Genomic DNA, 15470 nt, shown 5'->3' on the forward strand with positions numbered 1-15470 from the left:
TTATCGAGCTGATCGGGGTCTTGCTTTGGCGCAGCGCGCCCCGATTCGACCGAATTCTATAAAGCAGCTTCCGTGCCATCCATGCGCAAGACTGGCACCAATCGCGCCGGCGCTCGCCGCGACGGGGCTGCGCTGCGCGATTCCGGGGCCTGGCGCCGCACCGGCCATCAACCGGAAGCACCCGGATGGTGCAATCGCCGCGATGCGCCGCTCCCGCCGAATCATTCTGGTGCATGCGCGCCATTCTGCACTTTTTTGGTGAACGCGTGTGCGGTGCGTCCACCTTACCGCATACGGCCGTCCGGGCTGCGTCGCCGCGCTAGAATGTTCGTTTGACCGATCAGGAGACTCCCACCATGAGTACGCTCGACCAGCTTTACGCGAAGGCCGACGAACGCCGCGCACAAGGCGCGCTCAACTACGCCGGCGCGCTGCTGCCGGTCGAGGCATTCGAACTGCTGCAGCTCGACCCGTCGGCGCGCCTCGTCGACGTGCGCACCCGTGCCGAGCTCGACTGGATCGGCCGTCCGCTCGTCGGCGACGGCCAGTATCTGCACCTCGAATGGACGCGCTACCCGGGCGGCGTGCCGAACGCCGAGTTCGTCAACGAACTGAAGGCGGCCATCGCGCCCGATACGCCCGTGCTGTTCCTGTGCCGCAGCGCCGCGCGCTCGAAGCTCGCCGCGGTCGCGTCGTCGCAGGCCGGCTTCACGAAGGCGTTCGACCTGCTCGAAGGCTTCGAGGGTGCCAAGGACGCCGAAGGCCACCGCAAGACGGTCGACGGCTGGTGCTTCCGCAAACTGCCGTGGATCGGCGCCTGACGGCGCGCGTGCCCGACCGGTTGCGACAGCCTCATCGTCGAGCCGGGCGATGACATGCCGATGACGGGCCGCGTTGCGCGGCCCGTCGCCTTTTGTACGCGCGCTCCCGATCAGGCGCGCGACGTGTCGGGCTCGACGACGTCGCCGCCGAGCAGGTGCACGCCTTCGCGCAGCTTCACGAACGCGGCCGCGACCGCTTCCGGCTCCCCTTTCACGCCGAGGTCGATGTGACGGCGCGCGTAGATGCCGCCGCGCTCCGCATCGCCGACGCTCGGCAGGCTGAACACGCGCACGCCCGGGAAGTCGCGCTCGATGCGCTCCATCAGCGGCGTGAGCGTCGATTCCGGCAGCTCGAACACGTACAGCGAGCGCTCCGCGTGCGGCGTCGCGTGATGCAGGTGCGCGTATTTCGTATCGAGCACCCATTCGATCATCGGCCAGGCCATCACCGGGAAGCCCGGCACGAAATGCAGATCGCCGACCGAGAAGCCGGGAATCCGGTTATAGCCGTTCGGGATGATCGTCGCGCCCACCGGAAACACGCCCATGTTGAAGCGGTGCTGGTTCTCCGGCGAGTCGAAGTCGACCGGTTTGGCCGGATCGCCATGCGTTTCCCGGATCCGCTCCGAGATCAGCACCTTCGCTTCCGGATGCAGTTCGAGCGGCACGCCGAGCGCGGCGGCCGCGCACTGGCGCGTGTGGTCGTCCGGCGTCGCGCCGATGCCGCCCGTCGAGAACACGATGTCGCCCGACGCGATCGCGCGTGCGAGCGTCGCCGTGATGCGCGCCGGATCGTCGCCGACATATTCGGCCCAGTCGAGCGCGAGGCCGCGCGCGCCGAGCAGCTCGATGACCTTCGCCAGATGCTTGTCCTGCCGTCGGCCCGAAAGGATTTCGTCGCCGATGATGATGATGCCGATGCTCATGCCTGCCCCATGTCGATTGCGGTGGCGCGCGCGCTCGCGCGCAGGTCCTCCAGCGCGCGCAGGCAATAGTGCCCGAACCACAGCGCCGAGAAGACGAGGATGAAAGCGTAAACCCAGATCATGGCCGCCGCGACGAACGGGAACAGCACCATCATCCAGACCGACGATACCCACACGAAGGTCGGCACGGTGCCGAGCAGCCCGGTCGCGACGCCGATGCCGATCAGCGGCCAGCGATGCTGCCGCACGAGCGCGCGGCGCTCGTCGCGGCTCGCGTGCAGCGCGAGCGCATCGTAGGTCATCACGCGGTAGGTGAGCCAACCCCAGATCACCGGCGGCAGCAGCGCGAAGAACGGCGGGATCAGCCACAGCGGAATCGTGACGACGAGCACGACGACGCCGGCCAGCGCCGCCCACAGCGAATTGAACACGCTGCCGAAGAAGGTGCCGCCCCGCTTCGGCTCGAGCGCCGCGAATTGCCGGTTCGACAGGTGCTTGATCACGACCGGCATCGAAATCGTCGCGATCAGCAGCAGCACGGTCAGCACGATCAGCGGAATCGCGAGCGACACGACCACGAACGGCGCGACGACCGCATGCAGCTGCGACATGCCGATCATGTCGAACGCGCGATACAGCGCGGCCGTCAGCACGAAGCCGTCGAGCGCGCCGCGCGCGAGGTCCAGCAGCGTCTGCCACGAGAACCACAACAAGACGCCCCAAAGGACGGCGGAGACGAGAAACGGCATCAGGGTGAGCCAGAGCATGCGCGGGTGCAATGCGCTCGCCAATGCCCGGACGAAGGAACGCAGCAAATCGTTCATGCGAGCCTGTATCGACGGAGAAAAACGGGGAAAGGATAAACCACGCGGCCCGCATGCGCCAAAGCGCATGCGGGCCGCGTGGGAGAGCCGCTCAACGGGAGTGTGGCCGGATCAGGCCGACGCCGCGCCGCGCTTCGCGGGGAACAGGCGCCGGAAGATCCGCACGAACGCGAGGCCGTGCTGCGCCCAGAAGCCTTCGCCGTAGGACACGCCGTCGACCTGCTCGCGGATGCCGGTCGGCTCGACCGTGCGGTTCCACGAGGCGGTGCCGAACATCATGTCCCACCACGGGAACAGCACGCCGAAGTTGCAGCCGTACTTGGTGCCTTCGTGGCCGTAGCCGACCGCGTGGTGGCGCCGATGGAAGATCGGGCTCACGAGCAGGCGCTCGCCGAGCCGGCCGAACGACAGCCGCGCATTCGTATGCTGGATGCTCTGCATGAAGTTCGTGAACGCGGTCAGCACGACGAACTGCGACGGCGTCACGCCGATCACGAGCGCGATCGCCGCGAAAAAGCACGACTGGATCACGTCGTCGAGCAGGTGGTTGCGGTCGTCGCACCACAGCGACATCTGCCGCTGGCTGTGGTGCACGGCGTGCAGCTCCCACCAGATGCCGAACTTGTGCTGCCAGCGGTGATACCAGTAGCCGGCGAAGTCGAGCACGACGAGATAGATCGCGAATGCGACGATCGGCTGCGAGGTCACGCCCGGCCACAGATAGTCGAGGTTGATGTTCGCGACGCCGTGCAGGCGCAGCCATGCCTGGAAGCTGTCGAATACGGGCTGCAGCGCGAAGAAGAAGAACAGCGTGTAGATGCCGAGCTTCGAGATCGCCGTGTAGATCACGTCGACCCGCACGGCGCGGCGGTTCTTCCAGCGTTCGACCGGCAGCAGCGCCTCGAGCGGGCGCAGCAGCGCGAACATCAGCACCATCTGCAGCGCGCCGATGATCACCCAGTACAGCGCGTCGTAGGTGTCCTCGTCATAGTCCATCAGGTTGAACTTGAAGAGGAGCGGCTGCACGACGTCGACGTACAGCCAGGTCTGGATGTCCGACACGAACGCATCGATCAGGTGCAGCATCGTTCGCCCCCGCCCGTTACGCGCCGTTCGCCGCCTTCCACGGCGCGCGGTCGTAGAAGTAGATGCCGTGCGGCGAGCGGCCGACGGCGATCGTCTGCACCAGCTTGCGCGACGCCAGGTCGATGATCCCGACCTTCTTCGCGAAGCGGAACGTCACCCACAGCGTCTTCTTGTCGGCGGACAGCTCCATGTCGTCGGGGCCCGGCAGCAGGCCGGTGATGTCGCCGACGTTGGTGAGCGTGTTCTCGTCGATGATGCTGATCGTGTTCGCGACCCGGTTCGTCACCGCGACGTGCGTGCCGTCGGCGAGCGAGCGGAAGTTGTGCGCGCCCTTGCCGGTGTAGATCTGCTTGACGACCTTCTGGTTGCGCCAGTCGACCACCGCGACGTAATCCGCACCGGTCATCCCGACGAGCAGGAATTTGTCGTCCGGCGTGAGCCACAGGCCGGCCGGCACGTTGCCGACCTTCATCTTCCATTTGACCGTCTGGGTCGGCAGGTCGATCGCCGCGATCTCGCCGGACACCTGCAGCGACACGAGCAGCGTCTTGCTGTCCTTCGTGAACGCGAGGTGGCTCGGCATCACCGCGAGCGGCACGCGCTTCGCGAGGTGCAGGTTCTGGCCGTCGTAGCCGTAGATGTCGACGCGGTCGAGCCGCAGACCTGCCGCCGCGAACCACTTGCGGTCGGGCGAGAAGCCGAGCTGGTAAGGATCGTCGATCCCTTCGACGGTGCGCTGCAGCTTACCCGTCTTCGGATCGAGGAACATCAGGCTGTTCGAGATCGAATTCGCGACGATCAGCGACGAATTGTCGGGCGCCGCCATCAGGTGGTGCGGTTCCTTGCCGGTCGGCATCGTGCCGACGACCTCGCGGGTCTGCTGATCGATCAGGGAAAGCGTCGCTTCGGCCGAATTGAGGACGATCACGTTATTCGCGTGTGCGGCGGGCGCCAGTACGGCGGCGGCCAGCGCGAGCGTGCGGCCGAGGGAAAGGAAAGTGGGCATGAAGACTCACGTCGTGGAACAACCGTCATTGTAAAACGCTCAACCGGCCTCGCCGGTTGACGGAAATCGGCGTTGCGCCACTTCGACGCATACCGCGGCGGCCGGACAGGCCGGCGCGGCATGCTCCGTACGGGCGGCCGGGGCCGGCCGCCGATGCGGGCCCGGAAAACCGATGTTGCGCTAGCGCTGCATCGACTCCCAGACCTTGTGCAGACGCTTGACAGAGACCGGCATCGGCGTGCGCAGTTCCTGTGCGAACAGCGAAATTCGCAGTTCCTCGAGCAGCCAGCGGAATTCCGCGAGCCGTGGATCGGCGACGCCGCCGCGCTGCGACACCGCGCGCTGGTACTGCTGGGCGAGCGGCAGCAGGTCGGCTGACTGCTTCGCGTCGCGCGCCGGATCGGCCTTCAGCTTGTCGATCCGCAGCGCGATGCCCTTCAGGTAGCGCGGGAAGTGCGCAAGCTGCACGTAAGGCGTGTCGATCACGAAGCGCTTGCCGACCAGCGCGGCGAGCTGCTGCTGCAGATCCGCGTGGGCCTGCGCGAACGGCTTCGCCTGCGCGAGTTTCTTCACGAGCCCCGCATATTCGGCGAGGATCTGCCCGACGAGCCGCGCGATTTCCTGCGCGAGCAGGTTCAGGCGGCTGCGGCCTTCGTCGCGCCGCGCGTGGAAGCTCGCGTCGTCATCGGGCAGCGGATCCTGCAGGCACGCGCGGTCGAGCGCCGTGTCGATCAGCTGGTCGCGCAACTCGTCCTGCGTGCCGAGCGACATGTACTGCATCGCCATCTCGCGCAGGCCCGGCAGGTTCTTCTCCAGGAACTTGATCGGCTCCTTCAGCTGCAGCGCGAACAGCCGCCGCAAGCCGGCCCGGTGGATGCGCGCGGCCTCCTCCGGCGAATCGAACACCTCGACGTCGCAATGCGTGCCGCGATCGACCAGCGCCGGGTAGCCGTACAGCGTCTGGCCGCGCCGGCGGATCTCCAGCAGCTCGGGGAGCTTGCCGAAATTCCACGTCGTCAGGTTCTCGTACAGCGCCGTCGCGCCGGCTTCCGCCGTAGCCGCCGTCTGCGGCGCCGCGCCCTTGCCGGCCTTCGCGCCGCAGCCGGCGGCACCGGCCGCGGCGGCAGGCGCCGCGGCCTGGCCGGCTGCCGGACCGGCATCGGCCTCGCCGCCGGTCGAGATCGTCGACGCCGCGGCGATCTTCTGGAACTGCTGCTGCGCCTGCGCACCGAGCTCCTGGCGAAGCTGCGCGAGATTGCGCCCCATCGCGAGCTGGCGGCCGTGCTCGTCGATCACCTTGAAGTTCATGAACAGGTGCGCGGGCAGCGTCTCGAGCTTGAAGTCGGCCGTCTTCATCGCGACCTGCGTCTCGCCGCGCACGTCGGCGATCAGCGCCTCGACGAGCCCGCCCGTGCCGAAGCGCTCGCGGCCCATCCGCTCGACGAAACCGGCCGCGTACTCGGGCAGCGGCACGCAGTGGCGGCGCAGCTTCTGCGGCAGCGACTTCAGCAGCAACTGCACCTTTTCCTTCAGCATCCCCGGCACGAGCCACTCGCAGCGGCGCGCGTCGACCTGGTTCAGCGCGTACAGCGGCACCGCGAGCGTCACGCCGTCGCGCGGCGTGCCGGGCTCGAAGTGGTACGTGAGCGCCATCTCGACGCCGGCCATCGTCGCGCGCTTCGGGAACAGCTCGGTCGTCACGCCGGCCGCCTCGTGGCGCATCAGGTCGTCGCGCGACAGGTACAGCAGCCGCAGCTTGTCCTCGGGCTGGCCGCCCCGCTTCACCTCGTCGCGATACCAGCGCTCGAACGCGACGCCCGTGTGGATCCCTTCCGGAATCGCCTGGTCGTAGAACGCGTAGATCAGCTCGTCGTCGACCAGCACGTCCTGCCGGCGCGACTTGTGCTCGAGCTGCTCGATGTCGGCGAGCAGCTTGCGGTTGTGCGCGAAGAACGCGAGCTTCGTGTCGAACTCGCCTTCGACCAGCGCGCCGCGGATGAACAGCTCGCGCGCGCGCGCCGGATTCTGCCTGCCGAACGCGACGCGCCGGCGGTGGTAGATCGGCAGCCCGTACAGCGTCGCGCGCTCGTACGCGCTGACCTGCGCCGGGCGCTTTTCCCAGTGCGGCTCCGACAGCGATTTCTTCAGCAGGTGCGCGCCGATCTTCTCGACCCATTCGGGCTCGATCTTCGCGAGGCAGCGCGCGTACAGCCGGCTCGTCTCGACGAGCTCGGCCGCCATCACCCAGCGGCCGGCCTTCTTCGCGAGCACGGAGCCCGGCCACAGGTAGAACTTGATCCCGCGCGCGCCGAGGTAATGCGGATCGTCGTCGGCTTTCAGGCCCAGGTTGCCGAGCAGGCCCGTCAACAGGGCCAGATGGACCTGTTCGTAGGTCGCCTCGACTTCGTTGAGCCGCCAGCCGTGCTCGCGCACGACGGTCAGCAACTGCGAATGGACGTCGCGCCACTCGCGCAGCCGCAGGTGCGACAGGAAGTTCTGCCGACACGCGTCGACGAGCTGGCGGTTCGACTTCTTGTGCGCGACGGCCTCTTCGAACCACGCCCAGATCTTCAGCCACTGCAGGAATTCGGAACGCTCGTCGGCGAACCGGCGGTGCGCCTGGTCGGCCTGCTCCTGCGCTTCGATCGGCCGATCGCGCGGGTCCTGCACGGACAGCGCGCTCGCGATGATCAGCACCTCGCGCAGCGATTGCTGGTCGCGCGCGGCGAGAATCATCCGGCCGACGCGCGGGTCGAGCGGCAGCCGCGCGAGTTCGCGGCCGAGCGGCGTCAGCGCGTTGTCGCCGTCGACCGCGCCGAGCTCGTTGAGCAACTGGTAGCCGTCCGCGATCGCGCGGCCGGGCGGCGGCTCGAGAAACGGGAACGATTCGATCGCCGTCAGGTGCAGCGATTTCATCCGCAGGATCACCGACGCGAGCGACGAGCGCAGGATTTCCGGATCGGTGAAGCGCGCACGCGCCTGGTAGTCGCTTTCCTCGTACAAGCGGATGCAGACGCCGTCGGCCACGCGGCCGCAGCGGCCCGCGCGCTGGTTCGCGGCGGCCTGCGAGATCGACTCGACCTGCAGCTGCTCGACCTTGTTCCGGTACGAATAGCGCTTTACGCGTGCAAGACCGGTGTCGACGACGTAGCGGATGCCCGGCACCGTCAGCGACGTTTCGGCGACGTTGGTCGCGAGCACGATGCGGCGCGCGTTCGACGCCTTGAACACCTTGTCCTGGTCGGCCGCCGAGAGCCGCGCGAACAGCGGCAGGATCTCGGTGTGCGGCGGATGGTGCTTGCGCAGCGCCTCGGCCGCCTCGCGGATCTCGCGCTCGCCGGGCAGGAACACCAGCACGTCGCCGGGGCCCTCGCGACACAGCTCGTCGACCGCGTCGACGATCGCGTCCATCAGGTCGCGCTCGGCCTCGCGCGCGGTCTTCACGCGGTCGCGGCCGGCCGTGCCTTCGGCATTCTTCACGGCCGGGCGATCCTCGGCCACCGGGCGGTAGCGCATCTCGACCGGATACAGCCGCCCGCTCACCTCGATCACGGGCGCCGGGCGCTCGTCGGTGCCGAAATGGCGCGCGAAGCGATCGGCGTCGATCGTCGCGGACGTGACGATCAGCTTCAGGTCCGGCCGCCTCGGCAGGATTTCCTTCAGGTAGCCGAGCAGGAAGTCGATGTTCAGGCTGCGCTCGTGCGCCTCGTCGATGATCAGCGTGTCGTACGCCTTCAGCAGCGGGTCGGTCTGCGTCTCCGCGAGCAGGATGCCGTCCGTCATCAGCTTCACGGATGCGCCCGGCGCGAGGTTGTCGGTAAAGCGCACCTTGTAGCCGACCACCTCGCCGAACGGCGTGCCGAGTTCCTCGGCGATCCGGCGGCCGGTCGACGATGCAGCGAGGCGACGCGGCTGCGTATGGCCGATCAGGCCCGTGCCGCCGGCGCCGAGGCCGCGGCCGAGATCGAGACAGATCTTCGGCAACTGCGTGGTCTTGCCCGAGCCGGTTTCGCCGCAGACGATGACGACCTGATGACCGGCGATCGCGCGTGCGATTTCGTCGCGCTTGCCCGACACGGGCAGGCTTTCGGGGTAGGTGATCGGCGGGACGGAATTGGGCGCGACGGCAGCGCGCGGCGGACGCTCGCGGCGCGGGGGACGTGCATCCGCTGCGCGGGGCGCATCCGCCGCCGCGGCCGGCTGGCGCGCATCGCCGCGGCGTTCGTCGCCGCGCGGCCCGCGCGACGGTTGGCCTGCCTGCTTTTCCTGCTGCTGGCGCGGCGGCCGGCCCTGCTGCTCGCGCGCATCGGCCGCACCATCCGGGTGCCGGGCCGACGGCGCTTTGGCCCGCGTCGGCGCGGGACTTTTAGGTACATTCGACATGGGGGCGCATTATAATCCCGCCCATGAATTCCCAAACCGACCTCCCTCCCGCCCAGACCGGCGCCGCGACGCCGCCGGCCGCCGACGATTCGGCCGCCAGCCACGCGCAGTTCGTCGACTGGATGCGCTCCGTCGCGCCCTATATCCACAAGTTCCGCAACAGCACGTTCGTCGTGGGGTTCGGCGGCGAGGTGGTGCAGCAGGGGCTGCTGAACGCGCTCGTGTCCGACATCGCGCTGCTGCAGGCGATGGGCATCCAGATCGTGCTCGTGCACGGCTCGCGCCCGCAGGTCGAGGAGCAGTTGAGCCTGCACGGTGTCGAATCCGAGTTTTCGCACGGCCTGCGCATCACCGATGCGCGCGCGCTCGAATCCGCGAAGGAAGCGGCCGGCGAAGTGCGTCTCGACATCGAGGCCGCGATCAGCCAGGGTCTGCCGAACTCGCCGATGGCGCATGCGCACATCAGCGTCGTGTCGGGCAACTTCGTGACCGCGCGGCCGGTGGGGATTCTCGACGGGGTCGATTTCGCGCATACGGGCATCGTGCGCAAGATCGACGCCGAATCGATCCGCCATTCGCTCGCGAGCCGCAAGCTCGTGCTGCTGTCGCCGCTTGGTTTCTCGCCGACCGGCGAGGCGTTCAACCTGTCGATGGAAGACGTCGCGTCGGCCGCCGCGATCGCGCTGCGCGCCGACAAGATCGTGTTCCTGACCGACGGCCCCGGCATCGTCGACGACGAAGGCGGGCTGATCCGCGAAATGTCGCTCGACGCGGCGGCGGAGCTGCTCGATTCCGGCAACATCCAGGGCGACGACGCGTTCTTCCTGAAGCACTCGATCCGCGCGTGCCGCGGCGGCGTGACGCGTGCGCACCTGATTCCGCAATCGCTCGACGGCAGCATGCTGCTCGAACTGTTCCTGCACGACGGCGTCGGCACGATGATCTCGTACGAGAACCTCGAAAGCCTGCGCGAAGCGACGCCGGACGACGTCGGCGGCATCCTGTCGCTGATCGAGCCGCTCGAGACGGACGGCACGCTGGTGCGGCGCGGCCGCCACCAGATCGAACGCGACATCGACCACTTCTCGGTGATCGAGCACGATGGCGTGCTGTTCGGCTGCGCGGCGCTGTATCCGTATCAGCAGGAGAAGATCGGCGAGATGGCGTGCCTGACGGTCGCGCCGGAAGCGCAGGGCTCGGGCGACGGCGAACGCCTGCTCAAGCGCATCGAGCAGCGCGCACGCGCGCGCGGCCTCACGCACATCTTCGTGCTCACGACGCGCACCGAGCACTGGTTTCTCAAGCGCGGCTTCGTCAAGGTCAGCGTCGACGACCTGCCGGAAGACCGCCGCAAACTCTATAACTGGCAGCGCAAGTCGCTCGTGCTGATGAAACAGCTCTGAGCGGCGCAAGACGCCCGCCCTCCCCCAGTCCGATTACAGGAGAAGTACACGATGGCCCGTATGATTCAATGCGCGAAGCTCGGCAAGGAAGCCGAAGGTCTCGATTTCCCGCCGCTGCCGGGCGAACTCGGCAAGCGCATCTATGAAAGCGTCTCGAAGGAAGCCTGGCAGGGCTGGCTCAAGCAGCAGACGATGCTGATCAACGAAAACCGCCTGAACATGGCCGACCCGCGGGCACGCCAGTACCTGATGAAGCAGACCGAGAAGTACTTCTTCGGCGACGGCGCGGACCAGGCGTCCGGCTACGTGCCGCCGACGGAAGGCTGACGGCGTGATGCGCGGAATCGGCAGCCTGCCGGCCGCGTGATCCGAAAAAAAGACGGCACCGTGTATCGCACGGTGCCGTTTTCCTTTTGGGGTTCCGCGATCGGTGCGACTCAACCGGCCGGTTTCAGCGCGCCGCCGTCGCCCGGCTGCTGCGGCTCGCCGCTCGCGCTTTCGGCGCTTCCGCCTTCGGTACCCCATTCGGCCGCATCGCTGCGCTCGGCGGTCGACAGTTCGTCCGCGCGATGCCCGGTGCGGTTCAGCAGCGCCAGCATGCAGGCGAGCGACACGAGCGCGTAAAGACCCGACGCGACCGCGACGCCGACGATGCTGCCCGTCGCGTTGAGAATCGCCTGCGCGAGCACGGGCGTGCCGCCGCCGACGACGAGCGCGCTCAGTTGATACGCGAGCGACAGGCCCGTGTAGCGGATGTTCGCCGGAAATACGCGCGCGAGCACGCCGCCGACCGCGCCGTAGAACATCGCGGACGGAATCGTCGAGATGCACATGCCCGCGACCGCCACCCAGTACGAGCGTGTCGCGAGCGCATGGAACATCACGGGCATCAGCACGATTTCCGGAATCAGGATCCAGCACATCGCACGACGCATGTCGATCTTCGACACGAACCACGCGCCGACCGGCTGCATCAGGAACTGCACGACGAGCGAGATCGACAGGATGCCGAGGAACGTGCCCTGCGCGTAGCCGAGCTCCTTGGTCGCCCACGACAGCGCGAACGTGCTGCGGAAATACGTGACGTTGATCACCGGCAGCGTGCCGGCAGCGAGCAGCACGACCACCCAGTGATCGCGCACGACGTCGCGCAGCGGCAGCTTCACCGTGCGCTTGCGCGCGAGCACGCGCTGCATGTCGGCCGATTCCTCGAGCTTCAGCCGGATCACCATGCCGATGATCACGAGCACCGCCGACAGCAGGAACGGAATGCGCCAGCCCCACATCAGGAAGGACGGCGTCGGCAGCGCGCTCAGCGCGAAGAACGCGGCCGTCGCGAGCAGGTTGCCGGTGGGCGAGCCCTGCTGCGCGAACGCCGCGTACAGGATGCTGCGGTGCTTCGGCGCGTTCTCGCTCGCGATCAGCACCGCGCCGCCCCACTCGCCGCCGACCGCGATGCCCTGCAGCACGCGCAGCACGACGAGGCCGGCCGGTGCCCATACGCCGACCTGCGCATAGCCGGGCAGCAGGCCGATGCCGGTCGTCGCGAGGCCCATCATCACCAGCGTGATCACGAGCGCGGTCTTGCGGCCGACGCGATCGCCGAGATGCCCGAACACGATCCCGCCGAGCGGCCGCGCGGCGAAGCCGGCCCAGAACGTGACGAACGCGAGGAGCGTCGCGACGCCGGGGTCCATCGTGCTCGAAAAGAACACCTTGCCGAACACGAGCGCCGCGGCCGTGCCGTAGATGTAGAAGTCGTACCACTCGATCGTGGTGCCGACGAACGCCGCGAAGGCGGCGCGGCCGGGCCGCGGCTGCGGCCGAACGGCGGGCGGGGATTGCGGACGGCTCATCGATGTCTCCAGGTTTGGGTTCGGGGGCGCGACTGTCGCGCGCCTTTCCCGGGTGGCCGGCATTGCGCCGCCGGCCGGCGGCGTTGTGTCGGTCGGGGGCGCCTAGTCGCGTGCCTGGCCGGGTGCCGCTTTCAGCACGCCGGCCTCGAGCAGTTGCTGCTGAAGCGTGCGATCGACGCCGAGCCGATCGAGCACCGCGCGCGTGTCGCGGCCGAGCGCGGGCGGCGGCGTTCGATAGGTGGCCGGCGTGCGCGACAGCTTCACCGGCGACGCGGTGCCGCGATACGCGCCGATCTCGACGAACAGGTTCCGATGCAGCGCATGCGGATCGTGCGCGACGTCGGCCACCGTTCGCACCGGCCCGCACGGCACGCCGGCCGCCATCAGGTCGCGCGCGAGCGGCTCGCACGCGTGCGCGGCGAGCCGGGCTTCCAGTTCGGCCTTCAGCTCGGGCCGGTGCGCGCAGCGGCTGCGGTTGTCGACGAAGCGCGGATCGCCCGCGAGTGCCGGCGCGCCGAGATGCGCGACGAGCCGCGCGAACTGCCGGTCGTTGCCGACCGCGAGAAAGATCGGCACGGTCGCCGTGCGATAGCTGTCGTACGGCGCGATGTTCGGATGCGCGTTGCCGCTGCGCGCCGGCACGCGCCCCGAGCCGAAGAAGTTCGGCAGGTGCGGATGCAGCAGCGACACGCCGCAGTCGTACAGCGCGATGTCGATCGACTGCCCGCGCCCGCTCTTCTCGCGCTCCGCAAGCGCCAGCAGGATGCCCGCGAGCGCGTTGAGCCCCGTGACCATGTCGACGATCGGCAAGCCGATGCGCGTCGCGTCGCCGTCGCGCTCGCCGTTGACGCTCATCAGCCCCGCCATCGCCTGGATCACCGCGTCGTAGCCGGGCAACCCGCCGAGCGGACCGTCCGCGCCGAAGCCGGTCACCGCGCAATGGATCAGGCGCGGAAAGCGCGGCTGCAGGTCGCGCGCATAGTCCATCCCCCAGCGCGCGAGCGTGCCGGGCTTGAAGTTCTCGACGAGCACGTCGGCATCTTCGAGCAGGCGCCACAGGATCGCGCGCCCTTCGTCGCGCGACAGGTCGAGCGCGAGCCCTTCCTTGTTCCGGTTGACGCCCATGAAGTACCACGCGGTGTCGCCGAGGAACGGCGGCCCCCAGCCGCGTGTTTCGTCGCCGTCCGGCGGCTCGATCTTGACCACCGTCGCACCGTGGTCGGCCAGCGCCTGCGTGCAGTACGGGCCGCCGAGCACGCGGCTCAGGTCGACGACCTTCAGGCCGTCCAGCGCGCCTCGCGTCGCGCTCATCGCTCGACCTCCGGCAGCAGGTCGAGCGCCGTGTCGAGCGCGATCGGCGTGCCGCGCAGCAGCGCGTCGAATGCGGCCGATTCGTCGTCGCGCGACGCCGGCGCGAACGGATCGACCGGCAGCAACTTGTGGCGCACGACCAGGTGCGCGAGCGCGAGGCGCCGGAAATCCGGCGCGAGCCGCACGCCCTCGCAGGCCATCAGCACGGCCGCGCTCGTGTAGTACAGCGCGGATGCGGCCTGCCGCACGCGCGAATCGTCGCCTTCGGCCGCGACCCGCGCGAGCGCATCGCATGCGCGCGCGAGAACGCGCCGCAGCGCCTCGCGGCTCGCGTCCGGCAGCGGCGCCGCGCCGAGCCGGTCGCCGAGGAACGCGCGCAGCGCGTCGAGCGCGTGCTCGCGCTGCGCGGCCCGCGCGACGTCGAGCGCGACGATGTTGCTCGTGCCCTCCCAGATCGAGCCGAGGTGCGCATCGCGCACGATCCGCGCGTCGCTCCATTCCTCGATGTAGCCGGTGCCGCCGCGCACTTCCATCGCATCGCCCGCCACGCGGCGCGCATCGCGGCACGCACGGAACTTGATCAGCGGCGTCAGGATCCGCACGCAGCGCGCGGCCTGCTCGTCGCCCGCATCGGCCTGCGGCAGCAGCAGCGCGATCTGCATGAACATTGCGCGCGCGGCCTCGGCCGGCAGCAGCATCTTCATCAACTGGCGCTGCATCAGCGGCATCTCGATCAGCTTGCGACCGAACGCTTCGCGATGCGCGGCAACGTGCAGCGCCTCGTTCAGCGCGCGCCGCATCAGCCCGGCCGCGCGCACGCCGTTCGACAATCGCGACATGTTGATCATGTCGGCCATCTGGTGGAAACCGCGGCCGATCTCGCCGATCAGGGAGGCCTGCGCGCCTTCGAGCGCGATCTCGCCGCTCGCCATCGACCGGCTGCCGAGCTTGTCCTTCAAGCGCACGATCCGGTAACGGTTGCGCGTGCCGTCCGGCAGCGTCTTCGGCAGCAGGAACAGCGCGAGACCCTTGATGCCGTCCGGTGCGCCGTCGGGCCGCGCGAGCACCATCGCGAGATCGGCATCCGCGTTCGAGCAGAACCACTTGTCGCCCGTCAGGCGCCAGACGGTCTCGCCGTGCGCGTCGGTCTCGCGCGCCGCGCGCGTCGCGATGCGGCCGACGTCGGAGCCGGCCGCCTGCTCGGTCATGAACATCGCGCCCTGGTACAGCGTGTCGAAGTCGCGCGACGCGAGCATCGGCAGGTAACGCGCGACGAGCGCCGGATCGCCGAAGCGGCGCAGCGTGCGCGTCAGCGAATCGGTCATGCTGACCGGGCAGCACAGCCCGAATTCCGCCTGCACGAACAGGAACGTCAGCGCGTACTTGACGAGCGGCGGCACGGATTCGGACCGGTGGCTCAGCGACGCGAGCCCGAGCTCCGAATACGCGACGCGTTCGAGCGCGACATACGCGGGATCCTTGTCGATCCGCTGCACGGCCTCGCCGCGCCGGTTGCGGTGCTCGAGCACGGGCGGGTGCTTGTCCGCGCGCGACGCCCATTCGTCGAGTTCGCCCGACACGCGCGCGCCGAGCGCACGGAGCTGCGGTTCGAGTTCGGCATAGTGCGCGTCGCCGAGATGCAGCTTCAGCAACGCGCCGAGATCGGGATCGGCGGCGAAGAAATCGATGCCCCGGCTGTCGGGGATGTTGGATGCGCCGGTATCCGGCGTGCGGGCGGTGTCGTTCATGCGTGCGTCTCCTGGGTTGCCGGCGCATCGGCCGTGGCTGGCGCTGCGGCGCCCGGCCGGTCCTGTGCAAAGGCTTCCGCAGAGCGTAGGCGCGCGATCGATAAGC

11 protein-coding genes are annotated in these 15470 nt (G+C 68.8%); 3 read left to right on the plus strand and 8 right to left on the minus strand.

Annotation, left to right across the window (positions count from 1 at the left end; genetic code table 11):
- The first annotated feature begins 356 nt into the window (after positions 1 to 356).
- Positions 357 to 821, plus strand: a complete 465-nt coding sequence (locus BT264_RS13600) for a rhodanese-like domain-containing protein (protein WP_034183537.1) — start codon at positions 357 to 359, stop codon at positions 819 to 821.
- 110 nt (positions 822 to 931) lie between these two features.
- On the opposite strand, the gene BT264_RS13605 is transcribed toward BT264_RS13600, so the two are convergent.
- The 5 genes from BT264_RS13605 to hrpA form a co-directional block, all read right to left on the minus strand.
- On the minus strand, positions 932 to 1747 hold the full coding sequence (locus tag BT264_RS13605) for a competence/damage-inducible protein A (protein ID WP_072436983.1): 816 nt from the start codon (positions 1745 to 1747) through the stop codon (positions 932 to 934).
- Complete coding sequence (locus BT264_RS13610) at positions 1744 to 2571, minus strand: EI24 domain-containing protein (RefSeq protein ID WP_072436982.1); 828 nt, start codon at positions 2569 to 2571, stop codon at positions 1744 to 1746. The genes BT264_RS13605 and BT264_RS13610 overlap by 4 nt, the downstream gene beginning before the upstream one ends.
- A gap of 111 nt (positions 2572 to 2682) precedes the next feature.
- Complete coding sequence (locus BT264_RS13615) at positions 2683 to 3657, minus strand: sterol desaturase family protein (protein ID WP_072436981.1); 975 nt, start codon at positions 3655 to 3657, stop codon at positions 2683 to 2685.
- Between the two features lie 16 nt (positions 3658 to 3673).
- Positions 3674 to 4663, minus strand: coding sequence for a YVTN family beta-propeller repeat protein (locus BT264_RS13620; protein WP_072436980.1), 990 nt, complete (start codon positions 4661 to 4663; stop codon positions 3674 to 3676).
- 180 nt (positions 4664 to 4843) lie between these two features.
- Positions 4844 to 9046: an ATP-dependent RNA helicase HrpA gene (gene hrpA, locus BT264_RS13625; protein WP_072436979.1), complete on the minus strand. Its 4203-nt coding sequence runs from the start codon at positions 9044 to 9046 to the stop codon at positions 4844 to 4846.
- A 23-nt stretch (positions 9047 to 9069) separates the two neighbouring features.
- Between hrpA and argA the strand changes: the two genes are divergently transcribed.
- Both argA and BT264_RS13635 read left to right on the plus strand, forming a co-directional pair.
- Positions 9070 to 10449 (plus strand): amino-acid N-acetyltransferase, encoded by a 1380-nt coding sequence (gene argA / locus BT264_RS13630; protein WP_072436978.1) that lies wholly within the window; start codon positions 9070 to 9072, stop codon positions 10447 to 10449.
- Positions 10450 to 10500: 51 nt separating this feature from the next.
- On the plus strand, positions 10501 to 10776 hold the full coding sequence (locus BT264_RS13635; protein WP_006478357.1) for an oxidative damage protection protein: 276 nt from the start codon (positions 10501 to 10503) through the stop codon (positions 10774 to 10776).
- A gap of 110 nt (positions 10777 to 10886) precedes the next feature.
- Here the strand turns inward: BT264_RS13635 and BT264_RS13640 are convergent, their stop codons facing one another.
- From BT264_RS13640 to BT264_RS13650, 3 genes are all read right to left on the minus strand, one after another.
- On the minus strand, positions 10887 to 12305 hold the full coding sequence (locus tag BT264_RS13640) for an MFS transporter (protein WP_072436977.1): 1419 nt from the start codon (positions 12303 to 12305) through the stop codon (positions 10887 to 10889).
- Between the two features lie 102 nt (positions 12306 to 12407).
- Positions 12408 to 13616, minus strand: a complete 1209-nt coding sequence (locus BT264_RS13645) for a CaiB/BaiF CoA transferase family protein (RefSeq protein ID WP_072436976.1) — start codon at positions 13614 to 13616, stop codon at positions 12408 to 12410.
- Positions 13613 to 15364 carry an acyl-CoA dehydrogenase family protein gene (locus BT264_RS13650; protein WP_072436975.1) on the minus strand — a complete coding sequence of 584 codons (1752 nt, stop codon included), beginning with the start codon at positions 15362 to 15364 and terminating at the stop codon, positions 13613 to 13615. Before BT264_RS13650 ends, BT264_RS13645 begins: the two co-directional genes overlap by 4 nt.
- Between the last annotated feature and the right edge of the window lie 106 nt (positions 15365 to 15470).

The organism is Burkholderia sp. NFPP32, assembly GCF_900119325.1.
Classification (GTDB): Bacteria; Pseudomonadota; Gammaproteobacteria; order Burkholderiales; family Burkholderiaceae; genus Burkholderia; species Burkholderia pyrrocinia_C.

Coding starts and splice junctions, on each gene's coding strand:
- BT264_RS13600 (WP_034183537.1), top strand. CDS start 357: ATGAGTACGCTCGACCAGCTTTACGCGAAGGCCGACGAACGCCGCGCA.
- BT264_RS13605 (WP_072436983.1), bottom strand. CDS start 1,747: ATGAGCATCGGCATCATCATCATCGGCGACGAAATCCTTTCGGGCCGA.
- BT264_RS13610 (WP_072436982.1), bottom strand. CDS start 2,571: ATGAACGATTTGCTGCGTTCCTTCGTCCGGGCATTGGCGAGCGCATTG.
- BT264_RS13615 (WP_072436981.1), bottom strand. CDS start 3,657: ATGCTGCACCTGATCGATGCGTTCGTGTCGGACATCCAGACCTGGCTG.
- BT264_RS13620 (WP_072436980.1), bottom strand. CDS start 4,663: ATGCCCACTTTCCTTTCCCTCGGCCGCACGCTCGCGCTGGCCGCCGCC.
- hrpA (WP_072436979.1), bottom strand. CDS start 9,046: ATGTCGAATGTACCTAAAAGTCCCGCGCCGACGCGGGCCAAAGCGCCG.
- argA (WP_072436978.1), top strand. CDS start 9,070: ATGAATTCCCAAACCGACCTCCCTCCCGCCCAGACCGGCGCCGCGACG.
- BT264_RS13635 (WP_006478357.1), top strand. CDS start 10,501: ATGGCCCGTATGATTCAATGCGCGAAGCTCGGCAAGGAAGCCGAAGGT.
- BT264_RS13640 (WP_072436977.1), bottom strand. CDS start 12,305: ATGAGCCGTCCGCAATCCCCGCCCGCCGTTCGGCCGCAGCCGCGGCCC.
- BT264_RS13645 (WP_072436976.1), bottom strand. CDS start 13,616: ATGAGCGCGACGCGAGGCGCGCTGGACGGCCTGAAGGTCGTCGACCTG.
- BT264_RS13650 (WP_072436975.1), bottom strand. CDS start 15,364: ATGAACGACACCGCCCGCACGCCGGATACCGGCGCATCCAACATCCCC.